Below are 21,351 nucleotides of genomic sequence, written 5' to 3' on the forward strand. Positions count from 1 at the left end.
AGTGAACTATTCATTTGTAGAAAACATTCTTGGCCGTCTGATGATTGCCTATGCTGGATTTATGGGAATCCCTTTTCTGGTGGCTTTGATTTGGCAGGAGGGGAGCATTCTTTCGTTTTCGCTCTCAATAATTGTAACCTTAGTTGCAGGGGTCATACTGGTAACTCACGGACAGAAAGAAGGCCGCATGGGTGTGCGGGAAGGATTTGTTATTGTTGCTGGTGCGTGGCTATTGACAAGTTTGGCCGGCGCATTACCATATGTGTTTAGTGGTGCTGTGCCTACTTATCTCGACGGATTATTTGAGACAGTTTCAGGATTAACCACTACGGGTGCAAGCGTCATTGACAATGTAGAAATCCTCCCAAAGAGCATTCTTCTTTGGCGTAGCTTAACTCATTGGCTCGGAGGCATGGGGATTATTGTGTTATTTATTGTCTTTCTTCCGAACATGACAGGCGCAGTTCATTTGTTCAATGCTGAGGTTCCCGGACCGATTTCCGAACGAGTCCTTCCCCGAATTAGAGATAATGCACTAAAACTTTGGCAAATCTATTTAGGCCTCACAGTTGTTCAAATTATTCTATTAATACTCGTTGGTATGAACTTGTTCGACGCTGTCAATCATTCCTTTGCAACGATGGCTACTGGTGGATTTTCAACAAAAAATACCAGCATAGCTTACTACGATAATCTAGGGATCGAACTTATTATTATAGTTTTTATGATTATAGCCGGAGGCAACTTTGGACTTTATTTCCAAGCTTGGCGATCTGGAATAAGCAAAGTTTTTAAAGATTTAGAGTTTCAGTTCTATTTATTGATTATTGCAGTTTCAACGCTTCTGATTACCCTAAGTTTGTGGTGGACTATGGGTCAAGGAGGTGGAACCTCATTACGGCAAGCGCTTTTTCAAGTTGTCTCAATTATAACCACTACAGGGTATGCTTCGGCTGACTTTGATCAATGGCCTTCTGTGGCCAAGATCATCCTCTTTAGTCTGATGTTTATAGGCGGAAGTGCTGGGTCTACATCAGGAGGAATTAAAGTGTTTCGGGTTATCGTTCTCTTTAAACTTGCTTGGACGGAGTTGAAAAGAGCGATTCACCCCAAAGCGGTGATTAATGTTCGCTTTACCAATAAGACGGTTGATCCCGTAGTTTTAAATACAGTCTCAATTTTTTTCTTTCTCTTTATTGCCATCTTTGCGGTTGCTACTTTGCTTTTAGCGGCAACAGGGTTGGAACCGTTTGTTGCGATGAGTGCGGCTGTGACGACTTTAGGGAATGTTGGTCCAGGTTTTGGGGTGATCGGTCCGACCACTACCTTTTCTTCAATTAACCCCTTTGGTGAAAGTGTACTTATTTTTTGCATGCTGCTGGGTCGATTAGAGCTCTTTACCTTGATAGTATTAATACAGCCGGAGTTCTGGCGCAGTCGTAAAGGGTGGTAAAGAAAAAATGATTGAGATAAGAAAAGCTGAAAAAATGGACTTTGAGCAAATCTGGTCGATTTTACATGAGGTCTTTTCCAAAGGTGACACATACACTTTCTCGCCAGATACTTCTAAGGAAGAGGCACTCAGTATTTGGACGGAAGCTCCATTAGCTACATTTGTAGCAATAAAAAATGATTTAATTGTAGGTACTTACTATTTGAAGCCGAATCAACCCGGTTTAGGCGCACATGTTTGCAATGCCGGCTATGCTGTCAGAGATAGAGCTAGAGGTGAAGGTATCGGAAGACTGATGTGCATGCACTCCCTAAAAGAAGCTCAAAATCATGGATTTAAGGCAATGCAGTATAATTGTGTGGTAAGTACTAACCATATAGCGGTAGAATTATGGAAAAAATGTGGTTTTACCATAGTTGGAACCCTTCAGAAGGCATTTAACCATAAGGAAAAAGGATTCGTAGATGCTTTTGTTATGTATCAATGGCTCAGTAAGGATTCAGAGTGAGGTAATTTATCTTACAAGAAGTTGGAGTCTAAGATGGTGGGTGAAGATTAACTATTCAAACTAGAAGTGGGCAAAAGGGTTAGTAATAAACTTGTATTAAAGTTTTTACTAACCCTTTTTATATTCTTTGATCTGAATATTAGACAAGGTCTAGCAAAGACCATTCCATTTTTTAGTAAGTATTATTAAACGAAAATTGAGGTGGATTGAATTTTTACTATAATTTAAAAGATAGTTTCTTGGAAAGCTTTACTAATGAAAAATATACCATTGTGAACTATGTCGCATTATGTTAGATTATCGTAGAAAGAGTAATTTATTGTCATTTAGAGCAATGAGCAATATCATTGACCAATAAGTGATCGATTGCTGAAAGGAGCTGTAAAATATGTCGCATAATAAACGAATAGAATTATCCCGGCGCAGTGTAATTAAAGGTGGATTATTGCTCGGAACTGTTGCTGCCATTGGCCTGATGCCAATTAAGCTCCTGCGGGCTGAAGAAACTGTTAAAGAAAACGCAGAGCCGAAAACGAAAAAACAAATTGGGTTCAGTTACGATGAAGCAAAATGCATTAAATGTGAGAACTGTGTGAGGATTTGTCAAGAGACTTACAAGTGGGAAGCGGATTCTCCTTGGAGAAAGCTTCTTCGCAATGAGAAGGGTGATGCCTTGTCTATGAGTTGTAATCACTGTGCTGACCCAGCTTGTGCCAAAGTGTGTCCGGTTAACGCTTATACAAAAAGGGAAAGTGACGGCGTTGTCATTCAGGATTCTAGTAAGTGTGTTGGTTGCGGCTACTGTTTGTATGCCTGCCCTTATCATGCGCCTCATATTCAGAAAAAAACAGGAGCTGTTTCAAAATGCCATTTTTGTTACAAGCTTCAAGATTCAGGATCAGGTCCCATGTGTGTGGGGGTTTGTCCTACACAAGCGTTGACTATGGGGAATATGAAGGAATTGTCGCAACAGGGAAATCTAAACTATAAAGGGCTTCCAAACCCTAAGATTACGAATCCATCCATGATTGCAATTCCTAAATAATAAACGAGAGGAGGATTTTAAAATGGGACATTGGGGTTGGCTTATTGCCATATACCTATTTCTAGGTGGACTTGGTGCGGGGGCATATCTAACTTCTTTTGCAGCGGAAAAAGGTTTTTTGGGTAAAAAAACTAATTTGAACCGAGTCGGCTATTACGTTTCAGCACCAATTGTTGCTTTTGGAGCCTTGTTATTGATCACGGATTTGAGGCAAGGTCTAAAGAAACCGTGGTTGATTATAAACATGTTTCTTAATTTTAGTTCGGTTATGACTTGGGGAATCTATATTCTGACAGCATTTATTTTCGTGGCCTTTATTAAGGCGTTCTTTGTATGGAACAAGAAGCAAGCTCCAGATGTATTATCATATATTGGCGCAATATTAGCGTTAGCAACAGCCGCCTATACAGGAATGCTCTTGGCAGTAGTTGAAGGAGTGCCTTTTTGGAACTCATATTTAATGCCAGTAGTTTTTGTGGTATCTGCCCTTTCGACGGGATTATCCTTGACCTCATTATTGGCGCACTTCTTTGAAAAACACCAAGTCCATGAGGAACGAGTTTCACAAGTCCATTTATGGCTTGTTAGTATGGAGATCATAAGTATCACTGCTTTCTTTGCACTCATCTATTCCGGAGGCCAAGGAGCTGTCGCCATGGTATCAGCTAACCTATTGTTGACAGAATCCCTCGCATTACCTTTCTGGCTTCTCCTCATCCTTGCAGGGCTTGTTGGACCGTTGGTTTTTTATGTTCAACAGTCTCGGCGCCAGAAGAAAGCGCCTTTAGCGATGAAAGAACAAAACTTATCTGAGAATGCAGATATGCCAGCGGGAGTAAACCAGGGAGCCAGTGCGAAAAGCCAGAATGCTTTATTACTTTGTGACGGAGCGGTAATGGTGGGTGGACTGACTTTACGATGTTTGATCGTTTTCGCAGCTCTGCCAGTTTGGAACGGTCTATTGAGTTAAACTATAAATCAAAAAATATTGCTAGGGTCTGAGTCTAAGGGAGGAAGTATAAAACTTCCTCTCTTTTTTGGACCAGTTATACTTTCATTACCTAACGAGTCAATACTTTCGGCCTGGAAAATCTATTTTCCAGGCCGAAAGTATTACTATCGAATATTCTAACGCGACTATCCTGTTTAAGTCATGAAAGCGTTCTAAACTTGAAATTTCTAAGTTAGACACCGCATTAGTACGATTTTCAGTGACTGCCTATTTAAATTTAAAAGGTGTTATTGAACTGTTTTAATGTTTAGTTAGATGAAAGGGATTGTTTCCCTGCTAGTTTCTATGTAAACTGAAATAAGAATTTATTTGAACTATGTTAATTTGTGGTATGATATCTTAGTTTAAGAAACTATTTAGTTTAAGGAGAATTTTCAAATGCCAAGAAAAGCTTACACTGCTGACGGGGCAGTTGCAATCGGACCGTATTCCCATGCCGTAGAATCGGGTGATATCATTTATCTTTCGGGGCAAACCCCTATAGATTGCGCAACAGGAAAGCTTGTTTTAGGTGATATAACTACTCAAACTGAACAATGCTTTCAAAATCTATTCAATGTTTTAGTTGCTTCGGGTTTAACGTCAGATGATGTTATTAAGGTGAATGTCTTTCTAACAGACATGGTAAACTTTGATGCTATGAATTCAGTCTATAAAGCTAAGTTTTCTTCGCCTTATCCTGCCCGTACTACAATTGGTGTCTCCTCATTGCCTTTGGGGGCTCAAGTGGAGATTGAAATGATTGCAAGAAGGGGAGATCGCTAAATGCATTGCTAAATATACCATATAAAAAAGATTTGGATTATAAGCTAATTTATAAGACATAATTATAGAGGGGATTTTTTAGGATATGCTTGAGCATCACGTTATAAAATACTTAGCACCAGGATGGTTCGCTGTAGTTATGGGTACAGGGGGACTTGCAAATATCTTGTATCAATGGAAGTATGTCTTTCCCGCAGGAAATATGTTGAGCTTAGCAGTTGCAGCACTGGCTGATATTCTTTTTTTCTTGGTTCTCGTTCCATGGGTTATACGGTGGATCTCTTTTTTTGAGTATGTTCGAAGGGATCTTCATCATCCAGTTGCAAGCAATTTCTTTGTTACAATGCCCGTAGCCACAATAATTGTTGGAACAAATATCTATACGATTTGGAGTCAATATCTAAGCGGATCCCTGACCTTCATACTTACAACTGTTGCCTGGATTACGGGGTTAGCGGGAGTTACCTTTTTCTCTTTCTATACGACTTTTAGGATTATTCAGGTTGAAGTGGCACCCAAACCAGAAACGACTAATTTCTCCTGGATTATGGCACCGATAGCTAATATGGCAACATTGTTGTTGGGAAATGCTGTTTTAATTCAAAGTTTAAGCCATAAGCCCACTTGGAGCATGTCTATTTTCATTATCAACACAATTATGCTGGGGATAGGTTTCTTTTTGTTTATATTTATTAGTTCCGTGATCTTTGTTCGTCTTGCCCAACATGCGCTTCCTCCAGCGGAGTTGACGCCGTCGTTCGGGATCCTGTTAAGTGCTGTTGGTCTTGCTTCTATTGCCATCATAGATATTGCAAAAAATGCCGAAAACCTAGGAATATTAACATCCGTCGATCTTGCTTACTTAGGGGCAACTATAATCTGGGGATTTGGTATTTGGGTAATTGGGATTACTGGACTGATTTCCATTCATCATATGCGAAGAGGTGGAATCCCTTTTGGGTTGGGATGGTGGGCGTTTATCTTCCCCTTGGCAGCCTATACAATAGCAAGTCAGAAAATAGCCTCAATCTATTTAACGCCCCTTACTTATGGGTTTAGTGCTTTCTTAACATTTTCCCTTGCTCTTCTTTGGAGCTATGTTTTTATAAAAACCATGGCAGGGACTTTAAATGGTAAGCTTTTTATGGGAAGCCCAATTTCAAAATCGGAAGGGTAATTATGAGTGCAAATCCCAAGAGGACTATTGAAGGGGCGAGTTGGCGTTTAATCCTAAATACTGTATTATTGTAAGTAGAAAAGCTTGGAATTAAGTTGTCCTGTATACATTTAAAAGATTTTTGGTATTTGAAAGGCGTGTGACATTAGATGGCAGTTAAGGCACAGCGTATCTATTCGGAACAATGGAATCCTTCGGAGGATGAAATAAAGAGTCTTTTTCCTGTTGATGACTTGAAATCTGAAATTGGAAGAGACCCTGGAATAAAGGTGCTGCGTGATGATGAAATAAGACTTCAGTATCCAGGACAATATAACATCTCTGTTCAGTCTAGAGCATACAATCAGCAACTAGTTCAACTCTTGCAGGAATATTATACTACCTACTGTAATAGTCCCGAACTTGCAGGTTTACTCGGGATTCAGATACCTCAGATTATGTGGGTAGATACATTAGGCTTTGAGGAAGCTTTAATTAGTCTTCACATTTCAAAGCTTAACAAACAAGAAATCTTCATCAATGACATCGTCTTAGTTAAGAATGAAGAGTTCGATCTATTAAGTGATGGTACTATGGAAAAGATACTTAATAATTTGCGACTATTCGCTAAAGAGCAAGGGGCGAGGTATCTATCTGGATATGCTACTAACAGAAGCACTTTGAATCTACTGAAAAGTAAAGGATTTATTGAAGATAAGAGAGAAGGCATGGGTAACGATTACTTGTGGAGAATAGCAACTATCAGGGGCGAGCAATTGCCCTTCTATGAGGAGTTGTAATCTTGATGTCAAGTAAAATAACAGTCTTCTCGGATTTCTTATGACCCTTTTGTATGATAGGGAAAGTCCCCCTTGACCAGTTGGCCAAGGATAAAAATTTAACTGTAGAATGGAAAGCTTTTGAACTTAGGCCAGAGGGGATTGAACTCCCTGAGAAATCACCGGAATATTTGGCCAGAGCAAAGGCTGGTGTCGAAGCTTTAGGGAAAAAGTACGGGCTCAATATGAACTTTAATGAAAAGAGCAAACACTCAAGATTGGCCCTGGAAGGGTCTAAATTTGCGGAAGAACAGGGGCTTGGCAATGCATATCATGATGCAGTTTTTGCGGCTCAGTTCCAAGAACAAAAGAATATTAATGATGTAGGCGTTTTAATCGAGCTGGCAGGGCAGATTGGACTGGACAGTCAAGAATTTAAGCAGACTCTCCTTAGCGGGAAATATAAACAAGCTGTATCCCAGGATATAGCTGAAGCTCAGCATCTGGGAATTCAAAGTGTTCCTTGTTTCATTGTTGATGGTCGTGCAGTCCATGGAGCCCAGAGTTATGAAGCTCTGGAGAAGTTCCTTCAGGGAACAGGGGGCGGGTTTCCGTTAGATATTAAATTAAAATGAAATTTAAGAATTATAGTATAGATCAAGGAGCAGGGGAGGAGAAGTACTTAAAATGGAATTAACTGATGAACAGAAAAAGGCGTTAAAAGGACGAGGCTATATCGTCTACAAAGATGGTATTCATTTTTCCTGCAGGGTGTTAATACAGGGAGGCAGTATGAATGCCCAGGAAGCTCGAAAGATCACAGAGGTCAGTGAGAACTATGGCAGGGGTTATTTTACCTTAACCCAACGCTTAAACGTAGAAATACCTTGGATCAAGTATCAGGATTTAGAGGCTGTCGCACGTGAGCTTAGGGAAGCGGGGCTGTCGGCAGGAAGTACGGGGATGAGGGTAAGACCGGCACTCACGTGTAAAGGGGATGTTTGTCAAGTTAGCTTTTTCGATACGGCAGAATTGACTAGGCAAATAAATGAAAAGTTTTATACAGGGAAATACGATATTGCACTTCCTAATAAATTCCGAGTAACGATTAGCGGATGCAGGAATGGTTGTTCGAAACCCCAACTTGGATGCATCGGATTGCAAGGGCGAAAACAGGGCCAAGTAGCGATTACTATCGGAGGAATGTTTAGTCAAATACAACATGTGGGGAGAGAGTTGCCTGGTTTGTACTCTATTAGTGAGGCGCTCAATATTGTGGATAAGGCTATGGAATTTTATCGTGAAAATGGTCTAAAAGGAGAACGTTTTGCCAAAACTGTAGATAGAATTGGCTTTGAAACCGTTGCAAGCTTCCTGACAGTCTAGCTCCATTTATCTTGGCATCTGCACTTCTGAAACTGTTAACATATAAATTGGGGTTGAGATTCTTGTGGAGCAAGGATTTTTGCCCTAGTTTTGTCTGTCAAAACTATTTTCTAAATGGAAATTTTTTAATTAGAATCACATATAAGGGAGTATTTTTTTTGGATTCAGAACAAAGATTAAAAAAACCAACTAGCATAATTCCTTTCGGACAGCAATCTCAGTTGCGTGTCCTAGTAGTGACGGCAGTATCGGCCGAGAGAGATGCGGTAGTGCGAGCTTTACACAGAGATCCAAGGTTTGATGTTTTGGTGGGGGGCGTCGGTGCGGTTGTTGCTGCAGTTAATACGACTAAGGCGCTTGTTGGAGCCGAATACAGCTTGGTTATTAGTGCAGGTATCGGCGGAGGCTTCCCTGGCAGAGCTGAAGTAGGTTCACTCGTGGTAGGGACAGAGATCGTAGCCGCCGATTTGGGGGCGGAGACTTCAGATGGGTTCAATAGTTTAGATGAGTTGGGTTTCGGAATGACCCGAATTCTGACTGATGCTAACTTAGCAAAGTGCATTACGAAGGCCTTGCAAGATGCGAAACTGCCTGTTAATACCGGCCCGGTGCTCACAGTCTCAACCGTTACTGGGACGTCTGAGACAGCTATAGAACTGGCTGCCCGGATAAATGACGCCTCAGCAGAAGCGATGGAGGGATTTGGTGTTGGATTTGCAGCCCTTGATCGCGGTTTGCCGGTTCTGGAGATTCGCGCAATCTCAAACATAGTGGGTCCGCGTGATCGGTCTGCATGGCGGATTAAAGAAGCACTGGACGTTTTGGAAGCTGCTTGCGAAGTATTAACGGAGGTATTAGTATGAAAATTGCATTCTCTCCTTGTCCCAATGACACGTTTGTTTTCCATGCATGGGTACACGGGCTGATACCCGGTGCACCTAAGCTGGATGTAACCTACGCAGATATTGACATTACGAATGGTATGGCCGCTGGTTCCGACGGCCCTGATGTGGTTAAGATCTCATATGCGGCCCTGCCGTGGGTATTGTCTGAATATGCCCTGTTGCCATGTGGGGGTGCTTTGGGTAAGGGCTGCGGGCCATTGCTACTGACCTCAAATAAAGCAGGCGGCATCTTTGATCCTGCGAAATTGCATAGCAGTCGGGTGGCGGTTCCGAGTGAACGGTCAACTGCATATTTGCTCTTTCGGTTATGGGCAGCGCAAAATGTGCCAGGGGGAGTAGGCGAGATTACAGTGCTCCCTTTTCATGAGATTATGCCGGCGGTGCGTGATGGTTTAGTCGATGCAGGGCTTGTGATCCATGAGGCGCGTTTCACCTATCCTGCATATGGGCTTACTCTCATGGCAGACTTAGGAAATTGGTGGGAGCAAGACACTGATCTGCCGATTCCGCTGGGAGCTATTATTGCTCGACGCTCACTTGATTTGTCTGCAATCTCCAGCTGGATTCAGGAATCAGTCAGATATGCCTGGGCTCACCCCAAGGCGTCGAGTGAATATGTGTTGCACCACAGCCAAGAGCTGTCTGCTGAGGTAACTCAGGCGCACATTAAGCTTTACGTTAACGAATTCACCGAACACATCGGCGAGATCGGATATAAAGCGGTTGCATCCTTGCTGAGCAGAGCGTCACAAGAAGGCCTGGTACCAAAGGTAGATTTGGAGAGGCTTTATTTATAAAAAATCAGAAAACGAGATATAAATAGACCCAAGCAAATTCTGGATTTGCTTGGGTCTATTTATATCTCGTTTCAAACAGGATAATGTTTTGTTGGAATATTATACCATAAATATATTTCTTGCATATAGTAAAGTTAAGGAGGTGAGTTTCTAAATGCATGGATGTAAACCAATCTGTTGCCCCCCGCAATATTGTGTTCGAGATTTTTACACTCAGCGAATGGTCCCAGTTATTCATCCTATTGTGAATATTAACCGTCAGAATATTATCGATGTTCCTCAGCATATTTATCAACAGACTACTAGAACCGTCGTTGTCGACCAAGGCTTTGCAGGCCAAGGTGTTCAAGGTCAAGGTTTCTTAGGCCAGGGTGTTCAAGGGTATCAAGGATACACTAATCGTCTCTTCTATTAATTGTAAAATACAAGCCACGCTGAGCAAAGCGTGGCTTGTTATTTTGAGGCGTCTAGTATTAATCTGACTGAAAGATTATAATAACTATGAATCTAAAGAATAATCGGACTCTTGTATAACCTCTTTTAAAGGAGATTACATAAAATTACAGGGAATTGAAGAATGAAAGAGGAACGAACTTTCGAATGCAATCCTATAGAGAGGAAGTAGTGCAAAGTGATGACTAAAATTGAAAGAATAATGGCGGCTGTACGATTTGAGAAGGTGGATCGCCTCCCTAAAGGAGAGTTTCATCTTGAAGATGGTTTTATTGCAGAATTATTAAGTTTGAAAGAGAGCGTAACGTTTAAAGACAAAGTAGAGGCTTGTGAACTGTGTGGACTTGATGCGTTAGCTTTTTCCCCTGCATTGTCACAACAAGACAATGGACAGGTTTGGGAGGAACTTAAACTATGGAGAAAAGAGACGGATTTTTTTGTTTTTGCTATAATCGACGGCCCTTTTCAAGGAACTGCTAAGCTATTCACTTCGTTTACTGATTATTTGCTGGCAATTGCTAAATGTGACCCTGTAATACCTAAGCTTGTCGCTAAGTCTGTAGCTGCTAATATCGAACTTGGGTTAAATGCTATGGCTTCGGGGGCAAACGGAATAATCGTTGCGGACGATATAGCATATCAGAGTGGAACGTTTATATCCCCTGTGGCTCTGCGTAAGGACTTTTTCCCTGGCCTTGCAGAGCAAACAGAATTTTTCAGGGGCCAAAAGGCTCCAGTTTTCTTCCATGCGGATGGAGATTTATTGCGGGTATTAGATGATATTATTAATTTAGGTTTTAATGGCTTGCATTCCCTCGATTTTTCTTCCCTTGCTGATATAGCAAAGGTCAGAATGGCGACGGAAAATCGGCTCTGTCTAATGGGTGGATACGATCTGGGATGGTTTGCAGAGGAAAACAGGACTGAAAAAGTCTTGGAATTATTAACCGCAACTTCTATTGAGGGTATGGAGAGCGGATATATTTTTGGCAGCAGTGCGGGGATTCTGGGAAGTACTTTATCGGCTAAACAGGTATTAGACGTATATAAGTATGCGAGTAACCTCCCTGTAGGTATATAGTATGAAATACATAAGGGGAAAAAACTCTAGACAATTACACAATAGTTAGTTAGAATGAATAATGTAGAAAACCTGTGAGCTGTTTCACAGGTTGTAGCAAGGTAGAATTGGCAAGTGGATTAGGGTTGAGTCATATTAATAGAATGGAAGGATGGCAGAATATGAAGCATTTTGCAATTGTTTGTGTAATAGCTATCCTTTCTTGTGGTAGCTATTTTTTGTTTTGTGAAAAGAGTTTTTAAATTTCCAAAGAAGCGAGGTTGGTTTTATCGTGATCTGGAATACTGAACAAGAATGTATGAGTCGCGGCCGGCTGGAAGAACTGCAACTGGAACGTCTGAAGTGGACAGTCAACAGGGTTTACAATAGGGTGCCTCATTATCGTGCGAAATTCGAAAAGTTAAGTATAACTCCTGAGAAGATCAAATCCTTAGTCGATCTAAAATGCTTACCATTTACGACAAAGGACGATTTAAGGGGTAACTATCCTTTTGGTCTTTTCGCTGTTCCCCAGAGAGAAGTGGTACGGGTTCATGCCTCATCCGGAACGACTGGCCGTCCTGTGGTTGTCGGCTATACGGCTAATGATCTCAATACCTGGACGGATCTGACAGCGAGGATGGTCAGTCTGGCAGGGGTCACTTCGGAAGATGTTGCTCAAATAGCGTTTAACTATGGCCTCTTCACAGGAGGGTTTGGCCTCCATTACGGATTGGAGAGGGCCGGGGCCTTGGTAGTACCCGTTTCGGGAGGGAATACGGAAAGACAGCTCATGCTAATGCAAGATTTCGGTACTACTGTACTAATATCGACCCCGAGCTATTCCCTCTATATTGCAGAGGTTGCCGAGAAGATGGGTATTGATATTTCTTCATTGAAGCTAAAGATCGGGCTGTTCGGCGGTGAACCTTGGACGGAGGAAATGCGCAGCGAAATCGAATCCAGACTTCACATTCTTGCTACCGATAACTATGGCTTAAGTGAGGTCATGGGGCCAGGCGTTGCTGGGGAATGCGCTTGCAAATGCGGTCATCATATTGCTGAGGACCATTTTATCGTTGAGACGATTGACCCAGAGACGGGTGAAGTTCTTGAGCCGGGCCAGGAAGGCGAGTTAGTCTTTACTTCCTTGACTAAGGAAGCTTTCCCAGTGATCCGCTTTCGAACCAAGGACATTTCCCGCGTTACCCAGGATCCCTGCCAGTGTGGGCGAACCACGGCTCGAATGCGTAAGATTATCGGTCGAACAGATGATATGCTAATTATTCGCGGGGTCAATGTCTTCCCTTCTCAAATTGAAAGCGTTCTTATGACGATCGAAGGTATCGGTCCCCATTATGTCATCAATGTCCACAGACGTAACTTTCTCGATGAGCTGGAAGTGGTGGTCGAGCTTACCCGTGAAGATTTACTCGAGCCTTATTCAAAGTTGGAGGACTTCTCCGGCTACATCCGCCAGAAGCTCCACAGTGTTCTTTCAATTAACGTTCGCTTGAAAATTGTCCAACCGGGTACCTTGGAACGGAGTGCAGGTAAAGCCAAGCGAGTCTTCGATTACCGCAACCAGACCGCTAAATAATATATGGTTATATTTGTCCTGCCTTAGAGCTGAGTGAATAGAGTTTGAAGAGTCCATGCCTTTAAAAATAAGGAGTGGACTCTTCTTTAGATAAGATAATTAGTATATTCTCACAATTACACATGATGAAAGTGTTATAATAACTAACGGAGCACCTTCTGAGGACTTATTTTAAAGTAGAATAACTTTAAATATATGTGTTTAGTAACTGATTGGTATGGTATTATCTCTTAAGGACTTTGCAGATGTAAAAGGATGCGGGTTATACAGTGAGGAGGCAATTTGGGGCAAAAATGACTATAAGAGCTTATGTAAGTTTAAGGCAAAAGGCTATCGCGGAGGTACTTGATTTAGAAGGGATTTGTATTGACCATGATAGCCTTAGAGGAAGCGTATTTTTAGATTCGTCATTGAACATCAATCAACAGATTAAAAGTTTTTTCCTGCTCTATAAAAATGGCAAGTTAATAAGTATGTTATCTATGTTTATCCCGACAAAAAATGAGGCAGAGATTACTGCCTACACTCTGCCAAAGTTTAGAGGAAAAGGATACTTCAAGTCATTATTAGGAAAAGCAGTTGAAGAATTAAGAGCATTTGATATTCCCGAACTTCTATTTGTATGCGAAAGCCCATCAATTTCGGGTAAACGGGTAATTGATGCTCTCAATGCTGATTATGATCATACTGAGTATTTTATGAGATTTGATAGGGCGAGTTATACTCGTCTTAATAGGTATCGCTTAATTCTGTTAAAGGCAGTGCAAGAGGATCTTGAAAAGGCGATTGCCGCTAATATGAAGGTGTTCGACGACAGCCGTGAAGAATCTAAGAGCCTAATTGAAAACTGCTTCTTATCGGATACAAGGGAACAATATCTTGCGGTTTTGGATGATGAGATTATTGGTATAGCTTCTGTGAATTTAGAGGAAGAAGATGTGACGATATTTGGATTCGGTATTGTACCTGAATATCGCAGCAAGGGGTACGGGAAAGAACTGCTTCACCTTATTGTAGATGACTTATTGCAAAGAGGAAGATCGGATATCACAATTGACGTCAATAACGAAAATGCCAATGCCATAGAGCTTTATCAAAAGACTGGTTTTCATATAGAAGCAACTTATGAGTATTATCGCAAAAAAAGCGGATAAAATTTCAAGAGGTGAAGTATTCAGCTATTTGTCAACGCATTAGGTTATGGTGATTATGCAACTATTTTTTATGAAGACTTTTAAAGTTTATATAACATCTATACAGATAAGCAGGGATTATTATTAATTCATGCTTATCTTTTTTATTTGTAATAATTATTAATACGGCAATTTGGCAGATCTTGCTTTTAGCTAGCAATTAGGGGGGGCATATAAACAATGAAAAAGGGATGCAATCAGGTGACCAAAGTGAGTTGCAAATCTTAGTTGGGGTGTTGTTATGTAAAATGTCGTATTTATACAATCAAGTTGTAGTAATAATGCGACAATTCTTAAGGATTAGCTATTAAGGATTAATAAACACCAACGAATTAGTAACTTAACATAGAAAAAATTAACTGATTATTAAGCAAATTGGGTCTTCTCGGATTTTTATGATAATTGACCGCTATCTATTGATGATTTGGTATGGATCTTGCTTATATTTCGAACCAGAGGGAATTTATCTACACAATAATATGGGGTGTTGGAAGTAAACGGTGTTGGGATTTATCCTCGAGTTTGAGACTTAGAAACAATAAGGAGGTTATTCAAATGTATTCAAAAGCTTATATTCCCTATGGTGGTTATTACAGTACACCTTTTGTTCGGTGGCAGGGGAGTTTGCAAAATGAACATGCCGTTGAACTGGCTGCGTCGACCACTAAAAAGTGGCTGGCGACAAAAGAAATTGATCCAAAGATATTCGAATATCTTGTTTTTGGTAAAACCATTGGTCAACTGCATACTTTTTACGATGGTCCATGGGCGGCAGCTCTAATGGGAGCCCCAAATATTACTGGAATGCATATTACTCAGGCCTGCTCGACTTCCACGACTGTTTTAAATCAAGCGGCAATATCTATCGAAGCAGGTCTCTACGAAACCTCATTTTGCATGCTCACAGACCGTACTTCTAATGGTCCTTTCACAGTTTGGCCTAATCCAAAGGGTCCAGGCGGCGAATTGATTGCGGAAAGTTGGCTGATGGATAACTTCGCCAATGACCCTTGGGCCGGAGCAGCCATGATTCAGACTGCGGAAAACGTGGTCCAAAAAGTTGGCGGGATTACCAAGGAAGACGTAGACAGGGTTACGGCTAGACGGTACGAGCAATATCAGGATGCTTTGGCTAATGATCGGGCGTTCCAAAAACGTTATATGGTCTCCGCAGAATATAAAATAAGCAAAAAGAAAACGGGCCAAGTTAAAACCGATGAAGGCATTACACCCACAACTTTTGAAAGTTTGACTCCACTAAAACCAGTTATTCCAGGCGGAGTACACTCATTTGGTGCTCAAACCCACCCGGCTGATGGTAACTGCGGTCTTATTGTAACAACAAAAGATAAAGCTCGTGAACTGAGCTCAGATAAAAACATCGAAGTTCAGATCCTTTCCTATGGTTATGCCCGTGCAGAGAAGGCTCATATGGCAGCAGCAGTAGTTCCGGCATCCCAAATGGCGTTAGATAAAGCAGGTATCTGTGTCAAGGACTTAAAATCAATCAAATCGCACAATCCATTTACGGCCAATGATTTATACATGGCTAACGTAATGGGTCTTGATGTCATGAACATGAATAATTATGGATGTTCTCTTGTTTATGGGCATCCTCAAGGACCCACTGCCGGTCGGGGAATTATAGAAATGATTGAAGAACTGGCTATTCTAGGCGGTGGTTATGGTCTATTCACAGGATGTGCAGCTGGCGACACCGGTGCTGCTCTCGTTATCAGGGTTTCTTAACTTGGGAAGAAACCCTGTGTAACGCTATAAAAAGGGGCTAATTCAAGAATTCCCCTCATTTATAAATAGCATGAAAGGAAGTGAAAATATGCCTAAAATCATTGAATCTGAAGAGATACGAAAGTATGTAAAGGATGGGCACACCATTTATACTACAGGCTTCGGGTTAGGAGGCTTTGCGGAAGAAGTGGCTGTCGGCATTAGAGAAAGTTTTCTTGAAACCGGTCATCCTCGTGATTTAACACTCTATTACGCTACAGGCGTCGGGAACTTCAAAGATCGCGGGGTTGCTCATTTTGCTCTTGAGGGACTCTTGAAGAGATTGGTAGCGGGACATTTTGCAGTTGCCGGACCAGCAATAACCAAACTTGTCATGGAAAATAAGCTAGAAGCCTATACGCTACCTCAGGGCGTGTTTGTGACGATGTCACGCAATATAGCCAGTAGGCGTCCAGGTATCTTGTCTAAAGTCGGCTTAGGTACCTTTATTGATCCGAGGATTGTTGGAGGGAAGCTTAACCAGAAAGCCATAGATAGTGAGGATCTCGTGGAACTCATAGAGTTTAAAAACGAGGAGTGGCTTCATTACAAACTACCGAAGCTTGACGTTGTCCTTGTCCGGGGTTCGGTGGCAGATGAACGTGGTAATATCTCGGATTATCGGGAAGGGGTTTCTGTTGAGGGTTTATCAGCGGCCATGGCAGCGAAAGCTTGTGGGGGGATCGTCATAGCCCAGGTGGAACATTTAGTAAAAGCAGGAACACTACATGCTAAGCAGGTGTGTATTCCGGGTATCCTAGTTGATTATGTACTTGTTGCTAAGCCTGAGTGGCATTATCAAACCATGTGTACGTATTTTAACCCAGCCTTTACAGGGGAAATAAAACTAGCGGTTGATTCAATGTCAGTCAATGCGATGAAATTGGATGATCGAAAAGTCGTATGCAGGAGAGCGGCTATGGAATTAAAACCGGATGTCGTCGTCAATCTAGGGATAGGGATGCCGGATGGTGTGTCAAAGATTTGCGCAGAGGAAAAGGTTGCGGACCAAGTGTGCCTGACAACGGAATCAGGTGCGATTGGCGGCATGCCAGCACCAGGCTTAGATTTCGGTCATTCTGTAAATGCGGAAAGTATTATTGGAACAGCTTTTCAATTTGATTTTTATGATGGGGGCGGCCTTGATATCGGATTTTTGGGAATGGGACAGGTTGATGTTTTTGGTAATGTCAACGTTAGCCAGTTCGGTGGGAGGCCAATTGGAGCAGGAGGGTTTATTAACATAACGCAAAATACTAAAAACGTTGTGTTTTGTGGAACCTTTACTGACGGAGCCGAATTGGAAATTGTCGAGGGTGAATTGATGATCGTGAAAGAGGGAAAAAGAAAAAAGTTCGTAACCGATGTAGAACAAATCACCTTCAGCGGGAAGTATGCCGTGAAGGATGGACAATTGGTTTTATATGTCACAGAACGGGCCGTTTTCCAACTTACGGCGGAAGGCTTGGAGCTGATTGAAATCGCGCCTGGGGTTAACCTGGAAAAGGACATTTTGGAGTTGATGGATTTCAAACCGATTATCAAAGATGTAAAACCAATGCCACCGGAGATATTCCAAGAAAAATGGGGAAGGTTGGCTGAAATTCTCCAATCCAAAGGTAGTATTTAGGAGCTTTCTAAAGAGGAGTCTGATTAACGATGATGACACGAATAGAGACTCTAAGCCTTCAACGAGAAGCGGTTTTATTAAATTTGACAGAAAAAAGAGAAAACCGCGTGAGATTACTGACAGCACTAATGGATATTGGTGATTAACTTGAAGAAATTGGGAAAGCGGGAGAATCGGAAAAATCATGTAAGAATTAGAAAATATAGGAGGTACTGATGATGAGAATTAAGAAAATTGGAGTTTTAGGTGCTGGTTCAATGGGGGGCGGAATTGCTCATTTGGCAGCAATAAAAGGGTTTGAGGTGATACTATGTGATGTGGAACAGAAGTTTGGCGAAGGCGCAGTTAAGCGTATAGCTGGCTTTATGGATAAGAGCATCGAAAAGCAGAAAATGACATTCGAAGAAAAAGATGCAGTATTAAAGAGGATCACGATCACGACTAAAATAGAGGACTTTGCGTCTGTTGATATGGTAATTGAAGCCATTTTTGAAGATATGGAAGTTAAGAAGAGTGCTTTTGAAAAACTGGATAAGATTTGTGGTCCTGAAACAATCTTTGGCTCGAATACGTCCTCCATGTCAATTACTGCATTAGCCTCAGCAACCTCCCGCCCGGATAAGGTGGTTGGACTGCACTTCTTTAATCCACCTCTGATTATGCGCTTGGTAGAAGTGATCAGAGGTTATTACACTAGTGATGAGACCGTAAAGTTGGCCTCAGAGGCTTCACTAGGTTTAGGCAAGACCCCAGTGGTGGTTAAGAAGGACACACCAGGTTTTATCGTAAATCGCATCATGATGCCTCAATTCCTAGAAGCCATTCGCATCGTAGAAGAAGGTATAGCCACCCCTGAAGATATAGACACTGCTGTTAAACTAGGTCTAAACTATCCAATGGGTCCCTTCGAACTCATGGACTTTACCGGCGTAGAAATCTCAGTTCATGTAGCAGATTATTTATTTAATGAATCAAAAGACATTAAATGGAATCCTCCGCAGACTATAAAAGCAATAGTACGGGCTGGACGCCTTGGCAAGAAGACTGGTGCTGGTTGGTTTGATTACAAAAGTAAAGGAGTGTGATTTCATGACGTATGAAGCAATTCAGGTGAGCAAAGAAAACGGAGTGGCTACTATCACCTTAAATCGTCCTCCGATGAATCCCCTGAACACTCAAATATTTAAGGAGTTAACTCAGGCTATTAATGAATTGCAGTCCGACATATCTGTTGGAGCTGTTATTATGACCGGTTCAGGAGATAAGGCCTTTGCAGCCGGCGCGGATGTTACGGAAATGGCTAATCTGACCCCAGTTGAGGTTTACAACTTTTGTCAGGATTCTCAGATTGCCTTCAAAAGAATTGAAAACTTAGGAAAACCCGTTATTGCTGCCATCAACGGCCTGGCATTAGGAGGAGGGTGCGAGTTAGCTCTGTGCTGTGACTTCCGTGTGGCTGCCGATACCGCCAAATTTGGGCAACCCGAAATTGGTCTGGGCATTATCCCGGGTGCAGGAGGTACTCAGCGCCTGCCAAGGCTTATTGGTGCAGCGAAAGCCAAGGAACTTATTTTCCTGGGCGATATTATTGATGCTTCAGCAGCTTTAGGTCTTGGTCTTGTAAATAAAGTGGTACCCACAGAATTACTTCTTGAAGAGGCTCAAAAACTAGCCAAGAGACTGTCCTCTAAACCTGCTGTGGCTATGGCTATGGCTAAATCAGCTATTAACACGGGGCTGAATCTAGATATCTCCTCTGCCTTAACGCTGGAAATCCAATGTTTTGTCACTGCTTTTGCCAGCGACGACCGTAAAGAAGGCATAGGGGCTTTTATGGAAAAACGGAAACCTAACTTCACGGGAAAGTAGACCCTTAGATAACTCGATGGAAGTGAGAGTGAGCCTATGAGTAACTTACCTAAAGGGGGGAGTTTCCTCTTCGGTCAGACTAACCCTCAAGATATATTTACCCCCGAGGATTTTACACTTGAGCATAATATGATTTACCGGACTACTGCGGGTTTCGTTAATGATAGTATATTGACCAGAATGGATGAGCTGGAATCCAAAAAGGAAGGCCTAATCAGGGAACTTCTAGAGGCAGCTGGAGAGTTAGGTTTAAACGGCGCAGATATCCCGGAAGATTATGATGGTATGAATATGGATAAAATCAGCATTACCATCATTGCAGAGTGTATCGGGAGGTCGGGTTCTTTTGCCATGACTCACGGTGGTCAGACTGGTATCGGCAGTATGCCCATTGTCATGTTCGGCAGCAATGAGCAAAAGAAAAAATACCTCCCCGGTATCGTCAGCGGTAAAAAAGTTGGGGCCTATGCCTTGACTGAACCGGGGGCAGGATCGGACGCTTTATCTGCGAGGACTAGGGCAGATTTAAGTCCTGATGGCAATTATTATATCCTGAACGGAACCAAACAGTTTATCACCAATGCCGGGATGGCCGATATATTCATAGTGTACGCTAAAATAGACGGAGATAAGTTTACTGCTTTTATCGTAGACGGAGATTCAAATGGTCTTTCTACTGGGGTTGAAGAACATAAAATGGGTATTAAAGGTTCCTCCACTCGGTCCGTAATCTTTGAAGACGTAAAGGTGCCCGTGGAAAATCTGCTATTCGAAATCGGCAAAGGGCATGTTGTGGCTTTCAATATACTAAATCTGGGTCGCTATAAGCTTTCTGCAAATGCCTTAGGTAATGCTAAGTATGCTCTGGAACTAGCGGCCACCTACGCTAATGACCGCAAGCAGTTTGGCACGCCAATCGCAAATTTTGGCCTAATTAAGGAAAAACTTGCTGAAATGGCTATTAGAACTTATGTGGCTGAAAGCATGGTCTATCGTACTGGTGGGTTGTTGGAAAACATACTGCACAGTTTGGACACCTCAGGTGATGACGGAGGACAAATAGCGGCCAAGGGTATTGAGGAATATGCTATAGAGTGCTCGATGAACAAGATTTTTGCTACAGAAGTACAAGCGTATTCAGTAGATGAAGGGGTACAAATTCATGGTGGCTATGGGTTTAGTTCCGAATACACAATCGAAAGACTTTACAGGGATGCGAGGATTTACCGTATCTTTGAAGGGACTAACGAAATAAACCGTGTCTTGATTCCCTCTACCCTGTTGCGCCGAGCGGCAAAAGGGGATTTGCCCCTTCAGGAAGCAATCGAAAAACTCAAGGGAGAAATCAGATCTGGAGATCTGATCAGAGAAGGGGAAGCGGGTTTAGTACAGGCAGCAAAGGATATCTTCCTGCTGACCATGGGTGCCGGGCTTCAGAAATATGGGAAGGATTTACAAAAAAATCAAGAAATAGTTGGAAGACTAGCAGATATGGCTATTAGAGCCTTTGCCATGGAGAGTGCTTGGCTGCGAGCTCAGAAAGCCGTAGCTAATGAGGGTGAGGCCAAGGCAAAACTTAAGCTCAGTATGGCAAGGACTTATATTAATGCTGTCGTAGGGTTATTGGAGTACTCTGCTAAGGAAACGTTGGCTGCCCTTGCAGAGGATGAGGAGTTGGCAAGCCTACTGGAGGATCTGCAGAGGCTGACTAAGTATACTACCCGAAACACGGTGGCCCTGAGGCAAGAAATTGCTGCAGCTATTTCTGAAAGTGGTAAATATGTGGTTTAACTAGAAGAGTTCAGTAAGATTAGCGAGAAATTTAATATAGATAATCGATCAACTGATCACAATAATCTTATGGGTATATTATTATTTTGAATTGTAGCCTTCTTGGGGTGTAGACAGGATCTACCACTCGGAAGGCTATATCATTTTATCTACATCGTGAG

General features: G+C 42.1%; 20 protein-coding genes. All 20 read left to right on the forward strand.

From position 1 onward, the window contains the following. The first annotated feature begins 1 nt into the window (after nucleotide 1). A complete protein-coding gene (locus BUB11_RS11600; protein WP_073029911.1) occupies nucleotides 2–1,453 on the forward strand; it encodes a TrkH family potassium uptake protein in 1,452 nt (483 codons plus the stop codon). Between the two features lie 7 nt (nucleotides 1,454–1,460). Then, nucleotides 1,461–1,961: a GNAT family N-acetyltransferase gene (locus tag BUB11_RS11605; RefSeq protein ID WP_242947525.1), complete on the forward strand. Its 501-nt coding sequence runs from the start codon at nucleotides 1,461–1,463 to the stop codon at nucleotides 1,959–1,961. A gap of 388 nt (nucleotides 1,962–2,349) precedes the next feature. After that, entirely contained in the window at nucleotides 2,350–3,006 is a 657-nt protein-coding gene (locus tag BUB11_RS11610; RefSeq protein WP_073029912.1) for a 4Fe-4S dicluster domain-containing protein, read from the forward strand. 22 nt (nucleotides 3,007–3,028) lie between these two features. Next, on the forward strand, nucleotides 3,029–3,976 hold the full coding sequence (nrfD, locus tag BUB11_RS11615) for an NrfD/PsrC family molybdoenzyme membrane anchor subunit (protein ID WP_073029913.1): 948 nt from the start codon (nucleotides 3,029–3,031) through the stop codon (nucleotides 3,974–3,976). 420 nt (nucleotides 3,977–4,396) lie between these two features. Then, nucleotides 4,397–4,783 carry a RidA family protein gene (locus tag BUB11_RS11620; RefSeq protein ID WP_073029914.1) on the forward strand — a complete coding sequence of 129 codons (387 nt, stop codon included), beginning with the start codon at nucleotides 4,397–4,399 and terminating at the stop codon, nucleotides 4,781–4,783. Nucleotides 4,784–4,868: 85 nt separating this feature from the next. After that, complete coding sequence (locus BUB11_RS11625) at nucleotides 4,869–5,960, forward strand: TDT family transporter (RefSeq protein ID WP_073029915.1); 1,092 nt, start codon at nucleotides 4,869–4,871, stop codon at nucleotides 5,958–5,960. A 149-nt stretch (nucleotides 5,961–6,109) separates the two neighbouring features. Further along, nucleotides 6,110–6,739: a hypothetical protein gene (locus tag BUB11_RS11630; RefSeq protein ID WP_073029916.1), complete on the forward strand. Its 630-nt coding sequence runs from the start codon at nucleotides 6,110–6,112 to the stop codon at nucleotides 6,737–6,739. A gap of 5 nt (nucleotides 6,740–6,744) precedes the next feature. After that, nucleotides 6,745–7,353 carry a DsbA family oxidoreductase gene (locus BUB11_RS11635; RefSeq protein WP_084110268.1) on the forward strand — a complete coding sequence of 203 codons (609 nt, stop codon included), beginning with the start codon at nucleotides 6,745–6,747 and terminating at the stop codon, nucleotides 7,351–7,353. 52 nt (nucleotides 7,354–7,405) lie between these two features. Next, a complete protein-coding gene (locus BUB11_RS11640) occupies nucleotides 7,406–8,104 on the forward strand; it encodes a sulfite reductase subunit beta (hemoprotein) (RefSeq protein WP_073029918.1) in 699 nt (232 codons plus the stop codon). A gap of 158 nt (nucleotides 8,105–8,262) precedes the next feature. Next, the gene (locus tag BUB11_RS11645) at nucleotides 8,263–8,967 is read left to right on the forward strand and encodes a futalosine hydrolase (protein ID WP_084110262.1); all 705 of its coding nucleotides are present in this window, start codon (nucleotides 8,263–8,265) and stop codon (nucleotides 8,965–8,967) included. Further along, entirely contained in the window at nucleotides 8,964–9,806 is an 843-nt protein-coding gene (locus tag BUB11_RS11650) for a 1,4-dihydroxy-6-naphtoate synthase (RefSeq protein WP_073029919.1), read from the forward strand. Before BUB11_RS11645 ends, BUB11_RS11650 begins: the two co-directional genes overlap by 4 nt. Before the next feature lie 154 nt (nucleotides 9,807–9,960). Further along, complete coding sequence (locus BUB11_RS11655; RefSeq protein ID WP_073029920.1) at nucleotides 9,961–10,221, forward strand: spore coat protein D; 261 nt, start codon at nucleotides 9,961–9,963, stop codon at nucleotides 10,219–10,221. Between the two features lie 219 nt (nucleotides 10,222–10,440). Continuing rightward, the gene (locus tag BUB11_RS11660; RefSeq protein ID WP_073030027.1) at nucleotides 10,441–11,340 is read left to right on the forward strand and encodes a uroporphyrinogen decarboxylase family protein; all 900 of its coding nucleotides are present in this window, start codon (nucleotides 10,441–10,443) and stop codon (nucleotides 11,338–11,340) included. 271 nt (nucleotides 11,341–11,611) lie between these two features. After that, the gene (locus BUB11_RS11665; RefSeq protein WP_073029921.1) at nucleotides 11,612–12,919 is read left to right on the forward strand and encodes a phenylacetate--CoA ligase family protein; all 1,308 of its coding nucleotides are present in this window, start codon (nucleotides 11,612–11,614) and stop codon (nucleotides 12,917–12,919) included. 293 nt (nucleotides 12,920–13,212) lie between these two features. Continuing rightward, complete coding sequence (locus BUB11_RS11670) at nucleotides 13,213–14,073, forward strand: GNAT family N-acetyltransferase (protein ID WP_073029922.1); 861 nt, start codon at nucleotides 13,213–13,215, stop codon at nucleotides 14,071–14,073. 594 nt (nucleotides 14,074–14,667) lie between these two features. Further along, nucleotides 14,668–15,861, forward strand: a complete 1,194-nt coding sequence (locus BUB11_RS11675) for a thiolase family protein (RefSeq protein WP_073029923.1) — start codon at nucleotides 14,668–14,670, stop codon at nucleotides 15,859–15,861. Between the two features lie 88 nt (nucleotides 15,862–15,949). Beyond that, nucleotides 15,950–17,530 carry an acyl CoA:acetate/3-ketoacid CoA transferase gene (locus BUB11_RS11680; protein WP_073029924.1) on the forward strand — a complete coding sequence of 527 codons (1,581 nt, stop codon included), beginning with the start codon at nucleotides 15,950–15,952 and terminating at the stop codon, nucleotides 17,528–17,530. Between the two features lie 218 nt (nucleotides 17,531–17,748). Further along, nucleotides 17,749–18,615, forward strand: a complete 867-nt coding sequence (locus tag BUB11_RS11685) for a 3-hydroxyacyl-CoA dehydrogenase family protein (RefSeq protein ID WP_073029925.1) — start codon at nucleotides 17,749–17,751, stop codon at nucleotides 18,613–18,615. A gap of 4 nt (nucleotides 18,616–18,619) precedes the next feature. Further along, nucleotides 18,620–19,399 (forward strand): enoyl-CoA hydratase/isomerase family protein, encoded by a 780-nt coding sequence (locus tag BUB11_RS11690; RefSeq protein WP_073029926.1) that lies wholly within the window; start codon nucleotides 18,620–18,622, stop codon nucleotides 19,397–19,399. Nucleotides 19,400–19,435: 36 nt separating this feature from the next. After that, nucleotides 19,436–21,190: an acyl-CoA dehydrogenase family protein gene (locus tag BUB11_RS11695; RefSeq protein ID WP_073029927.1), complete on the forward strand. Its 1,755-nt coding sequence runs from the start codon at nucleotides 19,436–19,438 to the stop codon at nucleotides 21,188–21,190. Nucleotides 21,191–21,351 lie beyond the last annotated feature (161 nt).

Origin of the sequence: Desulfosporosinus lacus DSM 15449 (assembly GCF_900129935.1) — a bacterium.
In the GTDB taxonomy this organism is placed as follows: Bacteria; Bacillota; Desulfitobacteriia; order Desulfitobacteriales; family Desulfitobacteriaceae; genus Desulfosporosinus; species Desulfosporosinus lacus.